The organism is Providencia sp. PROV269, from assembly GCF_028477785.1.
In the GTDB taxonomy this organism is placed as follows: domain Bacteria; phylum Pseudomonadota; class Gammaproteobacteria; order Enterobacterales; family Enterobacteriaceae; genus Providencia; species Providencia rettgeri.
On record NZ_JAMPLV010000004.1, the window covers coordinates 116,090 to 138,298 of the forward strand.

The 22,209-nt window shown below is 41.1% G+C and carries 22 protein-coding genes; 9 read left to right on the top strand and 13 right to left on the bottom strand.

Features of this window, described 5'->3' with window-relative positions:
• Positions 1-108: 108 nt before the first annotated feature.
• Positions 109-732 carry a glutathione S-transferase family protein gene (locus PR683_RS06990; RefSeq protein ID WP_117162420.1) on the top strand — a complete coding sequence of 208 codons (624 nt, stop codon included), beginning with the start codon at positions 109-111 and terminating at the stop codon, positions 730-732.
• A 14-nt stretch (positions 733-746) separates the two neighbouring features.
• Positions 747-1,784 carry an LLM class oxidoreductase gene (locus PR683_RS06995; RefSeq protein WP_196718972.1) on the top strand — a complete coding sequence of 346 codons (1,038 nt, stop codon included), beginning with the start codon at positions 747-749 and terminating at the stop codon, positions 1,782-1,784.
• A gap of 56 nt (positions 1,785-1,840) precedes the next feature.
• Here PR683_RS06995 and PR683_RS07000 read toward each other — a convergent pair whose 3' ends face one another.
• Positions 1,841-2,593: an SDR family NAD(P)-dependent oxidoreductase gene (locus tag PR683_RS07000; protein WP_267750798.1), complete on the bottom strand. Its 753-nt coding sequence runs from the start codon at positions 2,591-2,593 to the stop codon at positions 1,841-1,843.
• 123 nt (positions 2,594-2,716) lie between these two features.
• On the opposite strand from PR683_RS07000, the gene PR683_RS07005 reads away from it, so the two are divergent.
• Positions 2,717-3,133, top strand: coding sequence for a MarR family winged helix-turn-helix transcriptional regulator (locus PR683_RS07005; RefSeq protein ID WP_109911494.1), 417 nt, complete (start codon positions 2,717-2,719; stop codon positions 3,131-3,133).
• Here the strand turns inward: PR683_RS07005 and PR683_RS07010 are convergent.
• From PR683_RS07010 to zipA, 4 genes are all read right to left on the bottom strand, one after another.
• A complete protein-coding gene (locus PR683_RS07010; protein WP_004912576.1) occupies positions 3,130-3,345 on the bottom strand; it encodes a DUF3820 family protein in 216 nt (71 codons plus the stop codon). The genes PR683_RS07005 and PR683_RS07010 overlap by 4 nt on opposite strands.
• Positions 3,346-3,426: 81 nt before the next feature.
• Complete coding sequence (locus PR683_RS07015) at positions 3,427-4,611, bottom strand: NupC/NupG family nucleoside CNT transporter (protein ID WP_004264869.1); 1,185 nt, start codon at positions 4,609-4,611, stop codon at positions 3,427-3,429.
• A 275-nt stretch (positions 4,612-4,886) separates the two neighbouring features.
• Positions 4,887-6,905 carry an NAD-dependent DNA ligase LigA gene (gene ligA / locus PR683_RS07020; protein WP_109911492.1) on the bottom strand — a complete coding sequence of 673 codons (2,019 nt, stop codon included), beginning with the start codon at positions 6,903-6,905 and terminating at the stop codon, positions 4,887-4,889.
• A gap of 57 nt (positions 6,906-6,962) precedes the next feature.
• Positions 6,963-7,964 carry a cell division protein ZipA gene (gene zipA, locus PR683_RS07025; protein ID WP_109911491.1) on the bottom strand — a complete coding sequence of 334 codons (1,002 nt, stop codon included), beginning with the start codon at positions 7,962-7,964 and terminating at the stop codon, positions 6,963-6,965.
• A 218-nt stretch (positions 7,965-8,182) separates the two neighbouring features.
• Between zipA and cysZ the strand changes: the two genes are divergently transcribed.
• The 5 genes from cysZ to crr all read left to right on the top strand — a co-directional run bounded on the left by cysZ (position 8,183) and on the right by crr (position 13,179).
• Positions 8,183-8,947, top strand: a complete 765-nt coding sequence (gene cysZ / locus PR683_RS07030; RefSeq protein WP_109911490.1) for a sulfate transporter CysZ — start codon at positions 8,183-8,185, stop codon at positions 8,945-8,947.
• A 243-nt stretch (positions 8,948-9,190) separates the two neighbouring features.
• Positions 9,191-10,144: a cysteine synthase A gene (gene cysK, locus PR683_RS07035; protein ID WP_004912592.1), complete on the top strand. Its 954-nt coding sequence runs from the start codon at positions 9,191-9,193 to the stop codon at positions 10,142-10,144.
• A 351-nt stretch (positions 10,145-10,495) separates the two neighbouring features.
• Positions 10,496-10,753, top strand: coding sequence for a phosphocarrier protein Hpr (gene ptsH / locus PR683_RS07040; RefSeq protein WP_004264876.1), 258 nt, complete (start codon positions 10,496-10,498; stop codon positions 10,751-10,753).
• 140 nt (positions 10,754-10,893) lie between these two features.
• Positions 10,894-12,621 (top strand): phosphoenolpyruvate-protein phosphotransferase PtsI, encoded by a 1,728-nt coding sequence (gene ptsI, locus PR683_RS07045; protein ID WP_004912596.1) that lies wholly within the window; start codon positions 10,894-10,896, stop codon positions 12,619-12,621.
• 48 nt (positions 12,622-12,669) lie between these two features.
• A complete protein-coding gene (crr, locus tag PR683_RS07050; RefSeq protein ID WP_004912598.1) occupies positions 12,670-13,179 on the top strand; it encodes a PTS glucose transporter subunit IIA in 510 nt (169 codons plus the stop codon).
• Positions 13,180-13,274: 95 nt separating this feature from the next.
• Here the strand turns inward: crr and cysM are convergent, their stop codons facing one another.
• From cysM to PR683_RS07090, 8 genes are all read right to left on the bottom strand, one after another.
• Positions 13,275-14,159, bottom strand: coding sequence for a cysteine synthase CysM (gene cysM / locus PR683_RS07055; protein WP_117162421.1), 885 nt, complete (start codon positions 14,157-14,159; stop codon positions 13,275-13,277).
• Between the two features lie 372 nt (positions 14,160-14,531).
• Positions 14,532-15,620 (bottom strand): sulfate/thiosulfate ABC transporter ATP-binding protein CysA, encoded by a 1,089-nt coding sequence (gene cysA, locus PR683_RS07060; protein WP_109911488.1) that lies wholly within the window; start codon positions 15,618-15,620, stop codon positions 14,532-14,534.
• Positions 15,621-15,622: 2 nt separating this feature from the next.
• Positions 15,623-16,483: a sulfate/thiosulfate ABC transporter permease CysW gene (gene cysW / locus PR683_RS07065; RefSeq protein ID WP_109911487.1), complete on the bottom strand. Its 861-nt coding sequence runs from the start codon at positions 16,481-16,483 to the stop codon at positions 15,623-15,625.
• Positions 16,483-17,313, bottom strand: coding sequence for a sulfate/thiosulfate ABC transporter permease CysT (gene cysT / locus PR683_RS07070; RefSeq protein ID WP_004912608.1), 831 nt, complete (start codon positions 17,311-17,313; stop codon positions 16,483-16,485). The genes cysW and cysT overlap by 1 nt, the downstream gene beginning before the upstream one ends.
• Positions 17,313-18,335 (bottom strand): sulfate ABC transporter substrate-binding protein, encoded by a 1,023-nt coding sequence (locus PR683_RS07075; RefSeq protein ID WP_109911486.1) that lies wholly within the window; start codon positions 18,333-18,335, stop codon positions 17,313-17,315. Before PR683_RS07075 ends, cysT begins: the two co-directional genes overlap by 1 nt.
• A gap of 428 nt (positions 18,336-18,763) precedes the next feature.
• Entirely contained in the window at positions 18,764-19,663 is a 900-nt protein-coding gene (locus tag PR683_RS07080; RefSeq protein ID WP_109911485.1) for a Dyp-type peroxidase, read from the bottom strand.
• Between the two features lie 243 nt (positions 19,664-19,906).
• Positions 19,907-20,512, bottom strand: a complete 606-nt coding sequence (locus tag PR683_RS07085) for an RpoE-regulated lipoprotein (RefSeq protein ID WP_109911484.1) — start codon at positions 20,510-20,512, stop codon at positions 19,907-19,909.
• A gap of 91 nt (positions 20,513-20,603) precedes the next feature.
• On the bottom strand, positions 20,604-21,035 hold the full coding sequence (locus PR683_RS07090; protein WP_109911483.1) for a GNAT family acetyltransferase: 432 nt from the start codon (positions 21,033-21,035) through the stop codon (positions 20,604-20,606).
• Between the two features lie 136 nt (positions 21,036-21,171).
• Between PR683_RS07090 and hemF the strand changes: the two genes are divergently transcribed.
• Positions 21,172-22,089 (top strand): oxygen-dependent coproporphyrinogen oxidase, encoded by a 918-nt coding sequence (hemF, locus tag PR683_RS07095; protein ID WP_272581729.1) that lies wholly within the window; start codon positions 21,172-21,174, stop codon positions 22,087-22,089.
• Positions 22,090-22,209: the final 120 nt, after the last annotated feature.

The following is a 22,209-nucleotide window of genomic DNA, read 5'->3' on the forward strand; positions in this document are numbered from 1 at the left end:
AGTTTTTCTAAATTTAAGTTGAGTTAATATGGTTTTATTTTCTTCAGTAGAAAACCAATAATCAAGGCATCAATTCAATCTTAACGATATAGAAAAGCGAATACAACTATGCTTGAACTTTATACTGATAGCTCACCAAATGGATTTAAAATAACAATAGCATTAGAAGAACTAAACCTTCCATACCACCTTAATCATATACAAATTTCTCGTGGTAACCACCAGCAACCCGCTTTTTTACAGTTAAATCCTCATGGACGTATTCCTGTTATTTATGATCCACAAACAGAGATTACTCTCTTTGAATCAGCCGCAATTTTATTATATCTTGCTGAAAAAACAGGCCAACTTCTTCCCGCTATCCCTAAACAAAAGTGGGAAGCCATTAAATGGCTACAATTCCATTCTGCCAGTTTAGGGCCGATTATAGGTCAATGGGTAAACTTCGCTATTTTCGATAAATCACCAAAGCCAGAGATTGTGGAACGCTATTTTAATATGACCCACAAGGCACTCACGGTATTAGACAAACAACTCGAAAATGCACCTTATCTTGCAGGCTCTGATTACTCCATCGCAGATATCGCTAATTTCGGCTGGTTACACATTGCTCAGGTTATTGCGTTCGATTTTAGCCAACACACACATTTAACGAAATGGTATGACCGAGTTGCCTTGAGACCCGCTGTCATGAAAGGGATCACTCTACCCGCCCCTGCTACAGAAGCCTAATATTGGACAATGACATGAATACATCCCCATTTTTCCCTAAACAAAAAGCACAGCCATCATCGTCCTTTGCATCTCATGTAGGCTATAATCGTATGTTTTCTCCTAACAAACTTACTGTCGGAATTTTCCTGCCCTTACGTTTTTATCAAGGAGATACCCAGATATTAAAAGGGCAAATAAACTTAATCGAACATATTGATGAATATAATTTTGCTGCAGTTTGGGTGCGAGATATTCCCTTATTCGACCCATTGTTTGGTGATGCAGGTCAGTTATTTGATCCTCTGACCTATTTGTCCTTTATTGCTGCCAGAACAAAAAATGTTGCATTGGTTACAGGAAGCTCGATTTTTTCATTACGACACCCAATTGATTTAGCCAAAGCGGCCACCACAATTGACCAACTTTCAGGTAACCGGCTAGTAATGGGTATTGCCTCAGGAGATAGAGCTATTGAGTTTCCTGCCTATGGTATTAATTATGAGCAACGTGCAAAAAGATTTGCACAGGCTGTTGATTACTTTAGGCAGTTAATGGCTGATGGGTTACTGAATATTCAATCCCCACTAGGTGAGTTCAATCGAGCCCAGCTACTCCCGAAACCAATCACTGGGCAAATACCATTAATCGTCACAGGAGGCTCAGGCCAATCTAAACAGTGGATTGCTGATTATTCCGATGGTTGGTTATCCTATCCTGAAGCTACCAGTCATCCAGAAGGCGCTCTTCGTTTAGCTGAGAAAATTGCATCCTGGCGTGCCCTCATCCCTGAACATGACTTTAGGCCACATATGACAAATGAATGGATTGACCTTGTCGATGATCCTGATTTCCCGCGCACTCCTTTACGAGGAGGATTCACTCTACGAACAGGCCGTAACGGTTTGATTCAACTACTCGAAGAATGGCAAGCTGCGGGAGTTAACCATGCCGCGATTGGAATTCAATACTCTGAGCGACCAGCTTTAGAGGTACTACAAGAAATGGCTGAAGAGGTTTTACCACATTTCCCTAGCCACCAAGGGATGCAAAGCAGGCTCGTAGACTGGTAGTAATTTTGGCGTCTTCCCTCATTTTGTGGCTGACGCCAAACCTTGATTATTTTGCATCACTGCGCAGTATAACCACCATCAATAGGAATAAACGCCCCTGTTATAAAGCTACTCTCTTCTGATAACAAGAAAGCGACAACATTAGCAATTTCTTGCCGAGTAGCCATTCTACCCATTGGATGAGTTGAAGCCATCCATTGCTTCGTTTCCTGTGGTAATACGCTAATATTCGGTGTTTCTACATAGCCGGGGCCAACCGCATTGATACGAATACCTTTTTGAGCGTTTTCTAAGGCTGCTGAACGCGTTAACCCCAGTACCGCATGCTTTGCTGCGGTGTAAGGTGCTATGCCCGCTATCCCTGTTACCCCATTGCAAGCTGATAAATTCACGATAGCTCCCCCACCACTGCGCAAAATCGCAGGAATACTGTACTTTAAACCATGAAATGTTCCTGTTATATCGGTCTCGATCACCTCATGCCAAGCCTCTAAAGGATAATCTTCAATATTGACGCCATGAGGCCCAGTGATCCCTGCATTATTCACCAAGTAGTGCAATGCACCGTATTGTTGCTCAATTTTTTCAACTGTTGTTTTAAAGTCTTGTGCATTTGCGACATTCATTTTTATGGCATAGACACGTTGTCCTGTTGGGTCTATTTCTTTAGCGGCTTGTTGTAAAGCTGCCTCATTACGCCCCGTAATTACCGCTATTACGCCAAGTGAATACAGCTTTAGTGCAATAGTGAAACCGACACCTGTCGATGCCCCTGTTATAAGCGCAACTCGCTGATTAAATTTACCCATAGCTCACCTCAATTATAATTAACTTTAGTTAACTATAATTAATTAACTAAAGTTAATCAACTGGTCGTCTTATTATTAAAATCAATATATACTCAACAGATTGAATATTACGGGATCGTCATAATGCCAAATTCTCTTGAAGATGCGCTTTCTCTACTGCAATGTACGCTAGTTGCACGCAGAGTTAGCTTTACCCCTGAACAAATAACTTGGGGCCAATATGATGTGCTAGAGATATTGAGATTAAAAGGAGACTTAACACCAAGCCAGTTAAGCCAAGCACTTGGCCTTTCTCGCCAAAATTTATCGAAGTTTCTTCGAGTTCTGAAATATTATGAATTTGTCGAGCAATATCAATCTGAAGAAGATAGACGGGAACTGATCACCCATTTAACCGACAAAGGGCATCATTTTTTGCAGCGTGCAGCCACAGGACGTGCTGAAAACGCGGCTAAGGTCAAAGCAGCATTAACCCCCCAAGAGCAAAAGTTATTTATTACTTTAAGCCAGAAGATTACTCACGCACTAGGGCACAATTAACCTCGCTTTAAAGGCTTTACTAGCCCTTCTAAGCCTTCTATTTTTAACCCTAGGGTCATCTCCATTAACTGCCCTAAACGTCCAGCAGGAAACTCTCCTTTCTTATAGAACCATAATAAATATTCTTCGGGTAAATCAATTAATACGCAGCCTTTATATTTACCAAATGGCATATAGGTATTGGCCATATCGATGAGATCTTGTTTTTCCATTATTAGTTCTCTTTTGTATCAAAGCATAAAAAAACGGCGCTCATTTGAACGCCGTTTCTTAATTTAGCATGTTTTAGTGGATTACAAAACTAACCCGACAACGGCTGCAGATAAGAAGCTAACTAGGGTTGAACCGTACAGTAATTTCAAACCGAAGCGAGCCACGGTATTACCTTGTTTCTCATCTAAGCCTTTAATCGCACCCGCAATAATACCGATGGATGAGAAGTTAGCGAAAGAAACTAAGAATACAGATAAGATACCAACAGAGCGCTCAGATAACCCACCAGCAATCGCTTGTAAGCCGTCCATCGCAACGAATTCATTCGTCACCATTTTCACTGCCATAATTCCGCCAACCTGTAAGGCTTCATCGGCAGGAATACCGAGCATCCACGCAAACGGATAGAACACGTAACCTAACATGGTTTGGAAGTCGATACCGAATACGGCTGAGAAAATACCGTTAATCATCGCAATGAGGGCAATAAAACCAATTAACATTGCTGAAACGATAATTGCTACTTTAAACCCTGCAAGAATATATTCACCTAACATTTCAAAGAAGCTTTGCCCTTCATGCAGGTTGCTCATTTGAATATCTTCTTCACCTTCCGGTGGATACGGGTTAATCAGTGAGAGTACAACGAAAGTACCAAACATATTCAGAACCAATGCAGCGACCACGAAACGTGGCTCTAACATGGTCATGTATGCCCCAACGATAGACATAGATACCGTTGACATGGCTGTTGCGGCCATGGTGTACATTCTGCGGTCTGACATCCGGTTCAATTGGTCTTTATACGCAATAAAGTTTTCTGACTGACCCAATAACAATGAGCTGACTGCGTTAAATGACTCCAATTTCCCCATACCATTCACTTTCGATAGCACGGTACCGATGATACGGATCACGATAGGAAGAATTTTGACGTGCTGTAAGATCCCGATCAACGCAGAAATAAAGATGATTGGGCATAATACTTGTAAGAAGAAGAACGCTAAGTTGCCTTCAATCATACCGCCAAAAATAAATTTGGTCCCTTCTGCTGCATAGCCTAGCAAGTGGGTAAATACCCCTGCCACACCAAGAACAAATGATTCGCCAATATTCGATTTTAAGAACAGATAAGCTAATGCAATTTGAATAACCAGTAGTTGAACAACATAGCGAGGGCGGATCCCTCTACGGTTACTACTGGCTAAAATAGCAAGAGCAGCTATTACTACTAAAGATAAAACGAAATGCAGGATCGAGGTCATATGCGACTCCAACAAATTTAAGAATCAGTCTATGTGCATATTCTATGTAATAGACAACATTTAAATGAGACGGAGGTCACATTAATATGAAAGCTTACTAGGTGTATTTTGCAAAAAGAAGAAGGGGATCACGTTTCAACTATAACAAATCCTAGTATTCGCTTTTTTTGCACAGAAATTTTACTGAGAATTTAAGTTAAGACTTACAACAACCTGCGTACAAAATTGTTGCCTACAGAGATTGTAGGCAACTAAGCCAAATTGAATATAGTTCACTATTGAATATTCAGCAAACGAATCAATTCATTTTCATCTATAACACGTATGCCAAGTTCATTTGCTTTCGCTAATTTAGAACCTGCAGCCTCACCAGCAATCACCAAATCTGTTTTTTTAGAGACGCTTCCTGAAACCTTTGCACCTAAAGCGACTAATTTGTCTTTGGCTTCATCACGCGTCAAGATACTCATTGACCCTGTTAGCACTACCGTTTTACCTGCAAATGGGCTATCAATTTCTGCACTGTTGACGACTTTTACTTCAGGCCAATGAATATTTGCCTTAGTCAGTAAATCTTCAATCACCGCTTGGTTATGAGGTTCGCGGAAAAAATTGACCACATGCTTCGCGACCACATGACCAATATCTTGAACCGTTTTTAGTGACTCTTCATCTGCCGCCATCACGGCTTCAAGTGTGGTGTAATGCGCGGCTAAGTTTGCCGCCGTTGCTTCACCAACTTCACGAATTCCAAGGGCATAAATAAAACGAGCTAACGTCGTTTGTTTAGACTTATTGAGTGCATCAACCAGATTTTGTGCCGATTTCGGCCCCATTCTATCCAAGCCTGTTAAGATACCCGCACTTAATTGATATAAATCTGCCGGCGTTTTGACATACTCTTTTTCAACTAATTGGTCGATAATTTTATCGCCCATGCCATCGACGTCCATTGCTCTGCGTGAGACAAAATGTTTCAGTGCTTCTTTGCGTTGTGCCCCACAAATAAGCCCACCTGTACAGCGCGCTACCGCTTCGCCTTCGATTCGTTCGATATCAGAGCCACATACTGGGCAATGAGTTGGAAAAACAATTTCCCGGCTATCTGCAGGGCGGTTATCAACCACAACACTGACGATTTGCGGAATAACATCTCCGGCTCGACGAATAATAACCGTGTCACCAATATGCACACCAAGGCGTTCGATTTCATCGGCATTGTGTAAAGTCGCATTGCTGACAACGACGCCTGCAACTTGCACGGGCTCTAAACGCGCGACAGGCGTGATAGCCCCGGTACGCCCGACTTGAAATTCAACATCTTTTAATAATGTCACTTGTTCTTGCGCTGGAAATTTAAATGCGGTCGCCCAGCGAGGTGCTCGAGAAACAAACCCTAACTCTTCTTGAATCGCAATCGAGTTAACCTTAATAACCACACCATCGATATCAAAGCCAAGGTCAGGTCGAACTTGCTCAATTTCATGGTAAAAATCCAATACTGCCTGATGACCAACACGTAATTGAACATAATCACTAACCGGTAAACCCCATGCCTTGAATTGCATTAAACGGTCATAATGTGTATCCGGTAAAGAGCCTCCTTCCACAAGCCCCACACCATAACAATAAAAAGTAAGCGGCCTTTTGGCGGTAATACGTGGGTCTAATTGGCGTAAAGAACCTGCTGCTGCATTACGTGGGTTTGCAAAGACTTTGCCATCCGTTTTGCGTGCTTGCTCATTAAGCGCTTCAAAGCCTTTTTGGGGCATAAAAACTTCCCCACGGATCTCAACGCGATCAGGAATATTGCTTCCCGTTAAACGCAATGGGATAGCACGAATGGTTCGAACATTCGCAGTAATATTTTCGCCTACGGTTCCATCGCCCCGAGTCGCGGCCTGTACTAGCTCACCGTTTTCATACAGCAAACTGACCGCTAACCCATCTAACTTGAGCTCACAACAAAAAGTCAGTTCTTGATGATTTTTCAAGCGATCCCTGACTCGCTTATCAAACGCAAGATAGCTTTCTTCATCAAAAACGTTATCTAGCGACAACATAGGAATTTCATGGCGTACGGTATCAAACGCAGCTAATGGTGCAGCACCAACACGTTGAGTCGGTGAATCACTGGTGACAAGTTCAGGATGCTGCGCCTCTATCTCTTTTAGACGTTGCATTAACTTGTCATATTCCACGTCTGGAATTTCAGGCGCATCTAATACATGGTACTGATATTCATGATGACGTAACTGCTTTTTTAATTCGTCTATTTCTTGTTTGGTAGTCATGATTCACTCATACAGATAAAAAACCCCCAATTAATGGGGGTTTTGTTCAATGTTTACTTAACTTAGTGTGTTTCTAATTCGTGCATGATACACCTCTATTTTTTGAGGTGTCAGCATTTTGCGTTCGTCATCAAGAACAACCCCTCCCGCATCTGATGCGATACGTTGAGCCGCTTGCAACATCAGTTTGAAATTTTGCCCTGCATCACCGTAAGACGGTACCATCATAAACATGGAAACCCCTGGGGTGGTAAAGTCCGCCATTGTCTCAGGGTCAAATGAGCCCGGCTTTACCATGTTAGCTAAGCTAAACAGCACAGGCCCTGTACCAGACGGATTCACATGACGGTGGAATATTTTCATTTCCCCAAATTGGAAACCGGCTTGTAAAATACTCTGCAGTAACAATTCACCTTGAAGTTCTTGTCCTTGAAGAGCTGCTACGTGAAGTACCAGGACTGTCTCCTTGCTACTTGTTGTAGCAGAATTTTCCTGCGGCTCAGCTTTCTTCTCAATATGCTGCGTCTCTTGTTCATAGGTACTCGGCTGAGGCTCTTCGCTCAATTTAGTTGAATCAATATGCGGCTCAGCGGCAGTACCAATGACTGGCTGAGTACGAACTTCTGGCTCAATAGCCACTTCCTCACTCATATTAATGGTGAGTTGCTCAGGTACATGAACAGGTTCAGTACGTTGGTGCATCGTAGGCTCATTATGAACTGGCGATTTAGCCTCTGGCTCCATATTCATAATAATGTCAGGTTCAACCGATGCCTGTGGCTGTATATTAGGTTCAACTGGAGACTCATTTTTTACCGGATATACAGGCTCAGTCGCAGCGGGGTGAACAGGCGCTTGCTGAGTAGGTTGATTTTCAGTAAATAATGCGGAATCATCATATTCTGATGAATTCTCTTGCATATCGTTTTTTCTACGTTTTACGGGTCTATCGCGAAATAACTTTGAGCGCTCTTTACGGCTGGTCCATAAACCATGCAGTAATAAAGCGACAATCGCTATCGCACCTACGACCACTAATATCAGACGCAAATCCTGCATCGCTGCTATCTCTAGTTGATGAATGATAATGCCAATACGGCGGAAACTACCCTAAGATTATTTCTCAATTGCTCTAAGTGCAACCCCCAGAACGATTTTCTTACAAGAAAGAGAATATTCCGCTTTCATTTGCTGCTTTTTTAAGCGAATAATGGCTAGTCAGCCTAATTTCATATCTATATGATACATGGTCAACCGAAAAGGAGAGAACAAGAAGTATGACCCAATCGACATTTTCGACACAAAAAGACCATTCCGGTTTTTATTATTTTACACAAGGGTGGAGATTAATCACTCGTCCCGGTATTAAACGTTTTGTTATTTTGCCCCTATTAGCCAATATTTTATTCTTAGGCGGCGCATTTTGGTGGTTATATACCAAGCTTGGTGGCTGGATAAACCAAGTGATGAGTTACGTTCCTGACTGGCTACAATGGCTCGACTATGTTATTTGGCCAATCGCCGTTATCTCAATACTGCTCGTATTTACCTATTTCTTTAGTACGGTTGCTAATATTATCGCGGCGCCTTTTAACGGTTGGCTATCAGAGAAACTCGAAGCTGAGCTAACGGGTAAACCATCGCCAGATACGGGTGTGGCTGAGTTATTAAAAGATGTTCCTCGTATGATAAAACGCGAGTTTGTCCGAATCGGTTACTACTTGCCTCGCGCTATTGGGTTATTAATCCTATTTTTCATACCTGGTATTGGCCAAACTGTCGCTCCGGTACTGTGGTTTTTATTTGGTGCTTGGATGATGTCAATTCAATATTGCGATTATCCGTTTGATAACCATCGTGTTGGTTTCAGTGAAATGAAGCAAGCGCTTGCCAAAGAACGAATGAGAAATGTTCAATTTGGTGGTGTCGTTAGCCTGTTAATGATGGTGCCTTTTGTCAACTTAGTGATCATGCCTGTTGCTGTCTGTGGTGCAACATTGATGTGGGTTGACCGGTATCGTGAGCGTTACGCACGTTACTAATTTTATCAATTATTGTATACCAATTATTGCGCAGGCTTATCGCCTGCGCCTTTCTCTTATCGAATACTTCACTTCTTTTCAGCGAAATTTCTTAGAACAATTGGATCTAAAATAGCATTACGTTATAAGCTTATACTCAAATCATATTTGCATTAATTTGTTCTTAACGTATGTTGAATCCATCTGATTATTTTTTTATTAATACCGATTACATTACCGGCTAACCGATTTTAAGGATATCCCATGAGCAAAATTTATGATGATAACTCGTTGACCATTGGCCACACCCCTCTTGTCCGTTTAAAGCATTTTGGTAATGGCAATATTTTAGCAAAAGTGGAATCTCGCAACCCAAGCTTCAGTGTTAAGTGCCGTATTGGTGCGAACATGATTTGGGATGCAGAAAAAAAAGGTATCCTCAACAAAGATAAAGAATTAGTTGAGCCAACCAGTGGTAATACGGGTATCGCTTTAGCCTATGTGGCTGCGGCAAGAGGTTATAAATTGACGTTAACCATGCCTGAAACTATGAGCATTGAACGCCGTAAACTGCTCAAAGCATTGGGTGCCAACCTCGTTTTAACCGAGGGTGCAAAAGGCATGAAAGGTGCGATAGCTAAAGCTGAAGAGATAGTGAATAGTAACCCTAAAAAATACCTATTACTTCAACAGTTTAATAACCCAGCAAACCCTGAAATTCATGAAAAAACCACAGGGCCTGAAATTTGGGAAGATACCGATGGCAATGTAGATGTTGTAGTCGCAGGTGTCGGTACGGGTGGGACAATTACCGGTATTGCAAAGTATCTGAAAAATACCAAAGGTAAAGATGTGACTATCGTCGCTGTTGAACCCGAAACATCTCCTGTCATTACCCAAGCTTTGGCGGGCGAAGAAATTAAGCCGGGTCCTCACAAAATACAAGGGATCGGCGCTGGGTTTATTCCAGGTAACTTAGATTTAAAATTACTTGATAAAGTCATTCAAATCAGTGATGACGAAGCGATTAAAACCGCACGCGAGCTGATGGAAAAAGAAGGTATTCTCGCAGGGATTTCATCAGGTGCAGCAATTGCTGCTGCCACTAAGATTGCCGCTGACCCTGCTTATAAAGGTAAAAATATTGTCGTTATTTTACCTTCTTCAGGTGAGCGTTATCTGTCAACTGTCCTGTTTGCTGACATTTCCGCTGAATAACATAATTTCGTTACAATATCGTTAAAAAAGCACCTAAATGGTGCTTTTTTTGTGGCATGGATCAAACTTTAGCACGGATGGAGATGATTTCTAATTCGGGGTTTAGTATTAAACATAGTAATTATTTTGCACCTCGAAATTAATCACTTTTTAGCCAACCTCTAGGCCAAGTAAAATAATTTGCCAACGAGAAAAAGTCACGAGTTCGCAAGAAAAGCAGAAAAAGGGTTGATACCGCACAAAGTAGGAAACCTTTTTTCAAGTTAATAATCTAACTTATACGCAAACCTAGTCTATTTCATCTACAATTGGCTGGGTAATTAAAAAAACGAAAGTTATTGAGGAAATACTATGTTTCAGCAAGAAGTTACTATTACGGCACCAAATGGTCTACATACTCGTCCTGCAGCTCAATTCGTAAAAGAAGCAAAAGCATTCTCTTCCGATATTTCTTTAATCTCTGGTGGTAAATCCGCTAGTGCGAAAAGTTTGTTTAAATTACAAACCTTAGGCCTAACACAAGGCACAGTAGTGACAATTTCAGCTGAAGGCGAAGATGAAAAAGAAGCCGTTGAGCATTTAGTTAAACTGATGGGCGAATTAGAATAATTTCGCACGAATATAGCGTTTACTGATTTCATTCAATGTCCCTGAGTGATCTCATTCGGGGACATTTGTATAATCAGCTATATTTATTGTCGTCTCTGCAACATCAGAACTCCCAGCACTAGCAGCAGTAAGGTAATATTATGATTTCAGGAATTTTAGTATCCCCGGGTTTTGCTTTTGGTCAGGCTTTAATCCTCAAAGAAGATCCTATCGTTGTTAGCACAAAAAAAATCGCTGACGATCAGGTTGATAAAGAAATCGCTCGTTTTATTGAGGGTCGTAACAAATCAGCCGAACAACTCAATTTGATTAAAGAGAAAGCCGAAAAAAATCTTGGAGCCGAAAAAGCTGAGATTTTTGAAGGTCATATCATGCTGCTGGAAGATGAAGAGCTGGAACAAGAAATTGTCTCTTTAATCAAAGGTGATAAAAAAACTGCTGATGCAGCTGCATATTCCGTTATTGAAGACCAAGCCCAAGCACTTGAATCTCTTGACGATGAATACCTTAAAGAGCGTGCCGCTGACGTACGCGATATTGGTAAACGTTTATTAAAAAACATCTTAAATATTCCTATCGTTGATTTAAGTGCAATCAGCGAAGAAGTTATTTTAGTCGCTGCGGATTTAACCCCTTCAGAAACCGCCCAGCTGAATTTAGATAAAGTATTAGGGTTTATTACTGATTTAGGTGGCCGTACATCGCATACCTCAATTATGGCGCGTTCCCTTGAGTTACCTGCCATTGTCGGTACGAGCGATGCCACCAGTAAAATTAAAAATGGCGATTTCATTGTGTTAGATGGTGTCAACAACACTATCCACTTGAACCCATCTGAAACCGAAATTGACAAACTGAAAGCCTTCCGTGATGAATATCTTCAAGAAAAAGAAGAGCTCGCAAAATTAAAAGATTTGCCAGCTATCACCCTTGATGGTCATCAAGTTGAAGTTTGTGCCAACATTGGTACCGTGCGTGATGTTGCCGGAGCAGAACGCAATGGCGCAGAAGGCGTTGGCCTCTATCGTACTGAATTTTTATTCATGGATAGAGACTCTCTTCCTACTGAAGAAGAACAATTCCAGGCATATAAAGCAGTTGCAGAAGCGATGGGCAGCCAAGCCGTTATTGTCCGCACTATGGATATCGGCGGTGATAAAGACCTGCCATACATGAATTTACCGAAAGAAGAGAACCCATTCCTCGGCTGGCGTGCAATTCGTATTTGTCTTGATCGCAAAGAAATCTTACACTCACAATTAAGAGCTATTTTAAGAGCCTCTAAATTTGGTAAACTGCGTATTATGTTCCCAATGGTCATTTCCGTTGAAGAAGTTCGTGAACTAAAAGCAGAGCTAGAAATGCTGAAAGCTCAGTTACGTGAAGAAGGTAAGGCTTTTGACGAGTCAATTGAAGTCGGTGTGATGGTTGAAACGCCAGCAGCTGCTGTTATTGCTCGCCATTTGGCAAAAGAAGTTGATTTCTTTAGTATTGGGACGAACGATCTCACTCAATACACTTTAGCGGTCGACCGTGGTAATGAACTGATTTCTCATCTTTACAACCCGATGTCACCTGCTGTCCTAAACTTAATTAAGCAAGTGATCGATGCATCACACGCTGAAGGTAAATGGACTGGGATGTGTGGGGAGTTAGCTGGAGATGAGCGTGCAACCTTATTGCTACTTGGCATGGGGCTGGATGAATTTAGTATGAGCGCAATTTCAATTCCACGTATCAAAAAGCTAATTCGCAATGCGAGCTTTACTGATACTCAAGCTTTGGCTGAACAAGCACTTGCTCAACCAACAGCCGATGAATTGATGAAACTTGTAGATACCTTTATCCAAGAAAAAACGTTATGCTAAGAACAGCACATTAGTTCGGTCCCATATAAAACGATTAGGAGAAGGTCCATGGGTCTGTTTGACAAACTGAAATCACTCGTTTCGGAAGACAAAAGTAGCAGTGGCAGTATTGAGATTATCGCGCCTTTATCGGGTGAAATAGTCAATATTGAAGATGTTCCAGACGTTGTGTTCGCAGAAAAAATTGTAGGTGACGGTATTGCGATTAAACCCGCAGGTAACAAAATCGTTGCCCCTGTAGACGGTACAATTGGTAAAATCTTTGAAACTAACCATGCGTTTTCTATTGAATCAGATGATGGCATAGAACTATTTGTTCACTTCGGTATTGATACTGTTGAGCTTAAAGGTGAGGGTTTTAAACGCATCGCCGAAGAAGGTCAAGCAGTGAAAAAAGGTGATTTAATCATTGAGTTTGATTTAGCACTATTAGAAGAGAAAGCAAAATCGGTTCTAACTCCGGTTGTCATTTCTAATATGGACGAAATCAAAGAGCTAAACAAACTGACGGGCTCAGTGACAGTGGGTGAAACTGTCGTCATGCGTATTAAGAAATAACTCAACTACCTATATTTAGTTTAAACCATCAGGCTTGCCTGATGGTTTTTCATTGATGGGGTACTTTATTGCACGCCAGTGGCAATTAAATTATCTCACTCATTAAATACACCTGTTGATAAATATCGGTCTCCTCGGTCGCAAATGACTGCCACAATCACCGCTCCTGGGTTAGCTTGAGCCACTTTTAAAGCACCGGCAACCGCTCCACCTGAGCTCACACCACAAAAGATACCTTCAACCTTCGCTAAGGCTCTCATGGTTTCTTCGGCTTCTTGCTGGTTGATGTCCAGTACGCTATCAACTAATGAGCTATCGAAGATGCCGGGCAAGTAACCCGGTGACCAGCGCCTAATACCCGGAATTTGGCTTTTTTCAGCAGGTTGTAAGCCAACAATGTGCACGTCCGCTGACTGGGATTTTAAATAGCGGCTAACCCCTGTAATGGTCCCCGTGGTTCCCATACTCGACACAAAATGGGTAATTGCGCCGTGAGTTTGCTGCCAAATTTCAGGACCCGTTGTTTTAAAATGGGCTAATGGGTTATCAGGGTTATTAAATTGGTCTAAAACTTTCCCCTCTCCTCGCTGCTCCATTTCTTTAGCGAGATCCCGTGCACCTTCCATACCGACAGCCGTACTTACTAAGATAAGTTCTGCACCATAAGCTTGCATAGAGGCTTGTCGCTCTTTACTCATGTTATCTGGCATGAGTAATTTTAATTTGTAGCCTTTTACTGCGGCTATCATCGCGAGGGCGATACCGGTATTACCGCTAGTCGCTTCAATTAGCGTATCGCCTGGCTTAATTTCACCCCGTAATTGCGCTTCATTAATCATTGAAAATGCCGCACGATCTTTCACTGAACCCGCGGGGTTATTGCCTTCAAGTTTTACCCAAATTTCAGCTTCAATCCCTTGTGTTAAACGCTGAAGTTTTACTAATGGGGTATTACCGATAAACTGTTCCAGAGCCGACACTTTACCATCCTTATAATTTTTATATATAAATAAGAAAGAATAGAGATAAGATATTACCCCAATATTGAAATGTAAAAATTGAAATCTCTTCACATTAATATTAGAAAAATAGATTATCTTAATTACCATTTCTGATATAGCTAATTGATATATTATATTACAATAAGTTTATAGAATTGCCAGTTATATTTCCCATAAAAATATAATAATTAATTATTTGATATCAAATGGTTATGCGAAAATTAAACATAGAGAGATTAGACTTAATATTTTTAATATAAAGTCTAATCATCGGGAATATACCTAGAAAGTAATAGAGAAGGTAACACCAATAATATATTTATTAGTGTTATAAATTATTGAATTTTATATTCATGCACTTTCAGCGAGTTGTGGAAAAATTAACGCCTGATCACCTTGATAAATCTTTGCCTGCTGGCTACCTAAAAAGTAACGTTCACCTCGAGTGGGTATTGTTTTCTCAGACTGCCAAATCACTGACAACGGCTCTTTCCCCCAACCTAACGGTTGAACGGTTAATTGCCAAAAATGCCCTCTTGGCCCCGATTCCGTGACCCTTACAGGTAAACGGTGCTGCTCATCCACTTCAGCTTGTAATGAGATATCCCAAGGACGTAAAAATACGTCGACTTCTCCTTGTTGAACACTAGTGTGGTTCAGTGGAAAGTCATAGCCACCGATATTTAATGTTGAACCTTTGATATGGGCAGAGATTTGGTTGACTTCCCCCATAAATTCAAGGACAAATCGTGTTTCTGGGCGCTGCCATATATCACTCGGTGTGCCAACTTGCTCGATATGACCTTGGCTCATCACCACCACTCTGTCTGCAACTTCCATGGCTTCTTCTTGGTCATGAGTCACAAAAACACTGGTAAATTTTAATTCATCATGTAATTGACGTAACCAACGGCGTAATTCAATACGTACTTGTGCGTCGAGCGCGCCAAAAGGTTCATCCAATAATAAAATTTGTGGATCAACGGCTAAAGCTCTTGCTAATGCCACTCGCTGTTTTTGCCCCCCTGAAAGTTGTGCAGGGTAACGTGAAGCTAAATGACCGAGTTGAACCATTTCTAGCAATTTTGTTACTTTATCTTTAATAGCCTGAGCGGATGGGCGCTGTTTTCTTGGTAAGACAGTTAAACCAAAGGCTACATTATCAAACACTGTCATGTGGCGAAATAGTGCATAGTGTTGAAATACAAAGCCAACATGCCTATCTTTAGCATGGATTTTACTGACATCGTGACCATGAAAACGTAATAGCCCCTGACTTTGTTGCTCAAGCCCTGCAATAATCCGCAATAAGGTTGTTTTTCCTGAACCGGAAGGCCCTAATAGGGCAACCATTTCACCCGATGCAATATCCAGTGAAATATCGTTAAGTACTTGGGTTTTACCAAATAATTTACCGATTTTTTCAATTTCAATACTCATGATTAATGGACTCCTGATTCAGATTGCTGGCGACTCAAATGCCACTGCAATGCACTTTTAAGAATTAAGGTGATAATTGCCATTAGTGCGAGGATCCCTGCGGCCGTAAATGCGCCCACCGTATTATAATCCTGATGCAATAATTCAACTTGCAATGGTAAGGTGTATGTTTCACCGCGAATAGCCCCTGAGACCACCGAAACCGCACCAAATTCACCGATCGCGCGGGCGTTAGTTAGAACAACCCCATACAACAATGCCCAGCGGATATTAGGTAATGTCACACGCCAAAACATCTTCCATCCTGAGGCCCCAAGTAAAACCGCCGCTTCATCTTCTTGGCTACCCTGACTTAACATTAGCGGGACTAACTCACGTACCACAAATGGGCAAGTGACAAAAATAGTCACCAATGCCATACCGGGCCATGAAAACATCAGTTGGATGTCAAAACCTTCAAGCCATCCACCAAACCAACTGTTTGAGCCATAAAAAAGTAAGTACAGCAAACCTGCAACAACAGGTGAAACCGCAAACGGAATATCAACTAGGGTTAGTAATAATTGGCGACCAGGAAACTGAAATCGCGTCACTAACCACGCCATCATGGTACCAAAGACTAAATTTACCGGAACCGTAATTAAAGCAATTAATACTGTTAAACCAATGGCATGTAGCATATCAGAGTCTGCCAAATTCAGTAAAACAGCATCTAACCCTTTTTGAAAAGCTGTAATAAATATCCAAACAATTGGAATAACTAATAGTAAAAGTGAAAACAATAAACCTATCGCTATTAATAGCCATTTCCCCCAGTTTATTTGGGTACGGCTAGCAGTATGAATGGGGGTAATTTGCGCCATTACTTACCTCCTAACCGTTTACCGAAGCGGCTTTGTACTAAATTGACACTAAATAACAGTAACAATGAAACCGCTAAAATAACTGAGGCGACAGCACTGGCGGCCGGATAATCAAATTGTTGTAATTGACTAAAAATCATTAATGAAACAACCTCGGTTTGCCACGCAATATTACCCGCAATAAATATAATGGCGCCAAACTCACCTAAACTACGCGTAAAGGATAAAACCGTTCCGGCTAATAAGGCTGGTGAAAGCTCCGGTAATACCACTCTACGAAAAGTTTGCCAACGGCTTGCACCTAGAGTCTGAGCAGCTTCTTCGTACTCAGGGCCGAGCTCTTCCAACACTGGTTGAACCGTACGCACAACAAACGGAATACTGGTGAATGCCATTGCAACCGCAATTCCCAGCCAAGTATTAACAACTTTAATATCAAACTGGTGCAGATATTGCCCATACCACCCTGAGGTTGCAAATAAGGTTGCTAATGTTAGCCCCGCCACAGCGGTAGGTAATGCAAAGGGTAAATCCACTAAACCATCTAAAAACAAACGCCCAGGAAAGCGATAACGCGTTAAAATCCAAGCTAATAGCATGCCAAATACCGCATTAAACAGACTTGCGACTAACGCTGACAGTAACGTCACTTTATACGCAGCAACCACTTGCGGGTAACTTATGACGGCCCAGTATTGCTGCCATGTCATTTCTGATAATTGAATCACCAATGCACTCATGGGTAATAGCAAAATCAAACACGTATAGAACAGACTGCTACCTAGCGTTAGCCCAAAACCCGGCAAAAAGCGCTTTCCTGAACGATTCATTAACGGCGCCCTTCTGCCATTAATTTGTCAAATTCCCCACCAGTGACGAAATGAACATCCATCACTTTTGGCCAGCTCTCAAATTGAGATTCAACCGTAAACAGCTGAGTTTCAGGAAATTTATCCTTATTCGCATTCATTACCGCTTTATCATTCACCCGATAATTATACTGAGTGATGATTTCTTGCGCCTGTGGGCTATAGAGATAATTTAAGTAAGCTTTAGCGACGTCTTCAGTCCCATTTTTTTGTACATTTTTGTCGACCCAAGCGACAGGGAATTCTGCTAAAATATCCACTGGTGGCACAATAACTTCATAGTCTGATTCACCATACTGAGAGCGAATATTATTCACTTCAGATTCAAAGCTAATCAGGACGTCACCAAGCTCTCGCTCAATAAATGACGTTGTTGCACCACGCCCTCCGGTATCAAATACCTCGACATTTTTCAAAAACTGTTTCATTTGCTCACGGGTTTTCGCTTTATCACCTTTATTTTCTTGATTAAAAGCCCCCCATGCAGCAAGGTAGGTATAACGACCATTTCCTGAAGTCTTTGGATTTGGGAAGATTAATTTGACATCTTCGCGGACCAAATCATCCCACGTTTTAATTCCTTTCGGGTTTCCTTTACGAACTAAAAACGCCATTGTTGAATAATACGGTGAGCTATTATTTGGCAAGCGAGCTTGCCAGTCTGCTGGGATCAAATTGCCTTTATCATGCAAAATTTGCACATCGGTGACTTGGTTGTAGGTCACCACATCTGCTTTTAACCCTTGTAAAATCGCTAAGGCTTGCTTTGATGAGCCTGCGTGTGATTGTTTAATCGTTAGTTTGTCGTCAGGGTGAGCCTCATTCCACTGTTTTTCAAATGATGGGTTCAACGCCACAAATAGTTCACGTGCAATATCATAAGAACTGTTAAGCAGTTCAGCTGCAATTAGTGGCGAGCTGCCGAGTAATGAGACTGTTGCCAAACTTGCGAGTGCCGTTTTTTTCAAAAATGATTTTTTCATTCCACACCTGTTCGTAACTAAACCCAAATGGCTGACATTGGAACCACTGTATATGTTTTGGTTATAACTGTGTAGCTATCAATCACCTTTTTATATATCAAATTAGAATAACAAAGAAATGAACGTCATAAGCAGGAAAATTAACTGATTTTTTAATTAGTTAGTGATATGAATATTACTCAATGGAGGAGCATTCTATAAGTTAAATCATTACTAGGTAGTAAGTAGGCATTAATGATAACGGGCTAATAATAATAGAATAAATACAAATCATTATGTTTAAATTGCTAAGTATAAACAGTTACTCTAAATAATTTGTGTTACAGCTAGGCGGCAAGGAAGATTAGCCCTAGGAGCATACTAGAGTATGTGACTAAGGCAATCTAACCTACCTAACAGCACTGTAACGCAAAGTATGACGAGTAAACTTATAAAGACAGCAATGACTCTATTGATGGAGCATAGTAATAACTGCCCGATACCGCTTTCGTCATTCGCAACAAATCATCGTATTTGCCGTCTTTTTCACCAAACATACTTAATAATTGCTGTTCGATATTGTGTAATCTTGCACAATAAGCCACAAAGAATAAGCCGTGCTTACCGCTTGCTGTTCCATATGGCAAGCTGTGACGCATAACTTCAAGCTCTTCACCTTCTTCTTCAATAACCACACGGGAAACATGAGAGGTAACATTACGGGCATCTTCGTCCAGCTCAATACTGTCTTTTTTCGTCCGACCAATCATTTTTTCTTGTTCATGTTCCGAAAAACGATCCCATTTTCTTAAATCGTGTTCATAGCGTTGGACTAAAACATAGCTTCCGCCTTTATCTTCACCGTCTTCGATTAATGTGACCTCCGCAATTTCTTCCCCTTGCGGATTTTCGGTTCCATCAATAAAACCACTTAAATCTCTATCATCTACCCAACGGAAGCCATGGATTTCTTCAACCACAGAGATAGATTTACCAAATGCTTTTAAAGCCGCCTGTGCTAATGAAAAGTTAATATCGTGGCGCAGTGATTGAATATGAATAAACATATCCCGTTGAGTGGCAGGAGCGAGTCCTTTACCTAGCGTGCGAAATGGTTTCAATTCAGGGGCACTATTTGTCTTACCGAGCTGTTTCCAGATGTCAGAGCCAAACGCGATAACCGCGCCGAGGCGGTCATCTGGGTATTGGGCTTGTAATTTAGTTAAAGCCTCGACAAAGCTTTTACATCCAGACTTAATTTCATCCAGAGATCCCTCTTGCACTTGCGCTTCAATAAAAATACCAAAACGGCTATGTTCTTTCAAAATACCACTTTGAGAATGAGACATACGGTAAACCTCGTAAAATGAATATGTTATATAACCTATTTCTTATATAAAACGATATTAATATCCTATCTTATCGCCATGATGTTCACCTTGTTTTAACGCAAGGGAATATAGGTTTCAGGCCTATTATAAGAAAGAAAATTTAAGAAAGGGGAAATTTCTTTGAAAACAACGAAAAAGAAGTATTAATGGGAAGATATCGCCAGTCTGAATAGACCCAGCGATATCATTAACGAAATAAAACTATTTATGCCAAATAATTTGTGAGATTTGCCATGTTTTCAGATCATCATCAGGGGGCATTAAATCTTCTGGCCCTTGCCATTTACCTGTAAAACGGTAAACCACTTTACTTGATTGCGGTGAATTACATTCAATAGTCGGAACATCATTGACTCGTTCACCTAAGCCGCAAATACCGAAGGCTTTTTGGTAAATTTCGCTAAATTCAGTACCAATTGCAGGCCCCCATTCGGTGACGATATTTGGATCACTCACCGTAATACGTGAGACATAACCGTGCTCAGGGCCCACTATTTCTAATTTTACTTCATTGTCATCCATACCTTGGAAAACTGTGACCACATCCCCACTTTCCATTTGCATACCGCTGCGTAGTGTATAACGGTCATTAAGCTGTTTCTTAATGATATCCGCTTGCATTGGTGTAAAACTGGTCACTTGGCCAAGCCCTGAGCTAGAAACTACCAACGGGCCACTAAACCAAGTCGATGGCGAAAAAACCTTCACACCCGCACACCCTGATAACAAGGCTGCTCCACAGAGTAGAGAAACCTTCAACAACGGCGATAATCCATTATTACTGTTCAACTTTGCATGTTGGGACATATCATCCTCTTTTATGAGTCGCATAATGCATATTGTGACAATCTATTTACTAAAACATTCCCATAGAAAGTTAAATAAATAGTCAATTAACTTAAAAATCCGTTTCGTGCGTTAATTTTTTCGAATAAATCAAACGTTCAGGTTGTTCTTCTTCATACAACATTTTTTCAAACATACAAATAGCCGCATCAGACTCTTCACTCACTAATAACTCTATTCTTCCGCAGCCTCTGGCTATCAGTTTTTTTTCTAGTCGACTCACTAATGCATTAGCAATACCACGACCGCGATATTCAGGGTGAACAGCAAGATAAACAGCTGTGCCACGAATGCCATCGTAGCCCCCCATAATAGTACCGACAATTTCACCGGCAACTTCAGCCACTAAAAATAAGTCGGCCCCACACTGTAATTTGCGTTCAATATCGAGTTCAGGATCACCTGAAAATTCATTGAGAGCACAACGCTCCCATAAGGTCAGGACGTCTTCATAATCACTTTGCCGAAAGACTCGTATTTCCATCTCATTTGCCTACTTAAGCTAATCTTTCTGCCATTATCTCTGCTTTTGCAACACAATCAATATTCAATATGCCTTTCTTCGAGTAAAAGGGTATACTTTAACCATTATTTTTTTGCTATGGTTCTATTATAAAACAATGAATTACCCAGATATTGATCGCGTAAAAGCCTATTTGCAGAACTTGCAAGAGACTATTTGCCAAAAAATTACTGAGCTAGATGGTAAGCAAACTTTTCTAGAACAAACATGGGAACGAACTGAAGGTGGTGGCGGTCGTAGCCGAGTACTAACGAAAGGCGCATTATTTGAACAAGCTGGGGTTAACTTCTCACATATTAAAGGAGAAAAGTTGCCAGCATCAGCCTCTGCACATCGGCCCGAGCTTGCTGGCCGTAGCTACCAAGCAATGGGCGTCTCTCTTGTTATTCACCCTCTGAATCCTTACATTCCAACTACCCATGCTAATGTTCGTTTCTTTATCGCTGAAAAAGAAGGTTATGAGCCCGTTTGGTGGTTTGGTGGCGGTTTTGATTTAACCCCTTTCTATGGTTTTCATGAAGATGTTATCCACTGGCATACCGTTGCTCGTGATCTATGTCGCCCTTATGGGACTGATGTATATCCTAAATATAAAAATTGGTGCGATGAATACTTTTTCCTGAAACATAGAAATGAACCTCGAGGTGTTGGTGGGCTATTTTATGATGACCTTAACCAAGGTGGTTTTGAGTCTTGTTTTAGCTTCACTCAAGCGGTGGGTAATGGTTTTTTAGATGCCTATGTCCCGATTGTTGAAAAACGCCGAGCTCATTCATGGGGTGAAAGAGAACGTCAATTCCAATTATATCGTCGTGGTCGCTACGTAGAATTTAATTTAGTATGGGATAGAGGTACATTATTTGGCTTACAAAGCGGAGGCCGCACAGAGTCAATTTTAATGTCAATGCCACCGCTTGTTCGCTGGGAATACGACTATCATCCAGAACCTAATAGCCCAGAAGCTGCCCTCTATACTGAATTTTTAGTCTTAAATAAAGAGTGGGTTTCGCCATAATTGATAACACTGGTTTATAAATTAAGGTAGAAAAATAACCGTTCTACCTTTCTAACATAAAATAATAATTATTGATTATAAATCTTAAATATCAAGTAGTTACAAATCAATCACGACAGA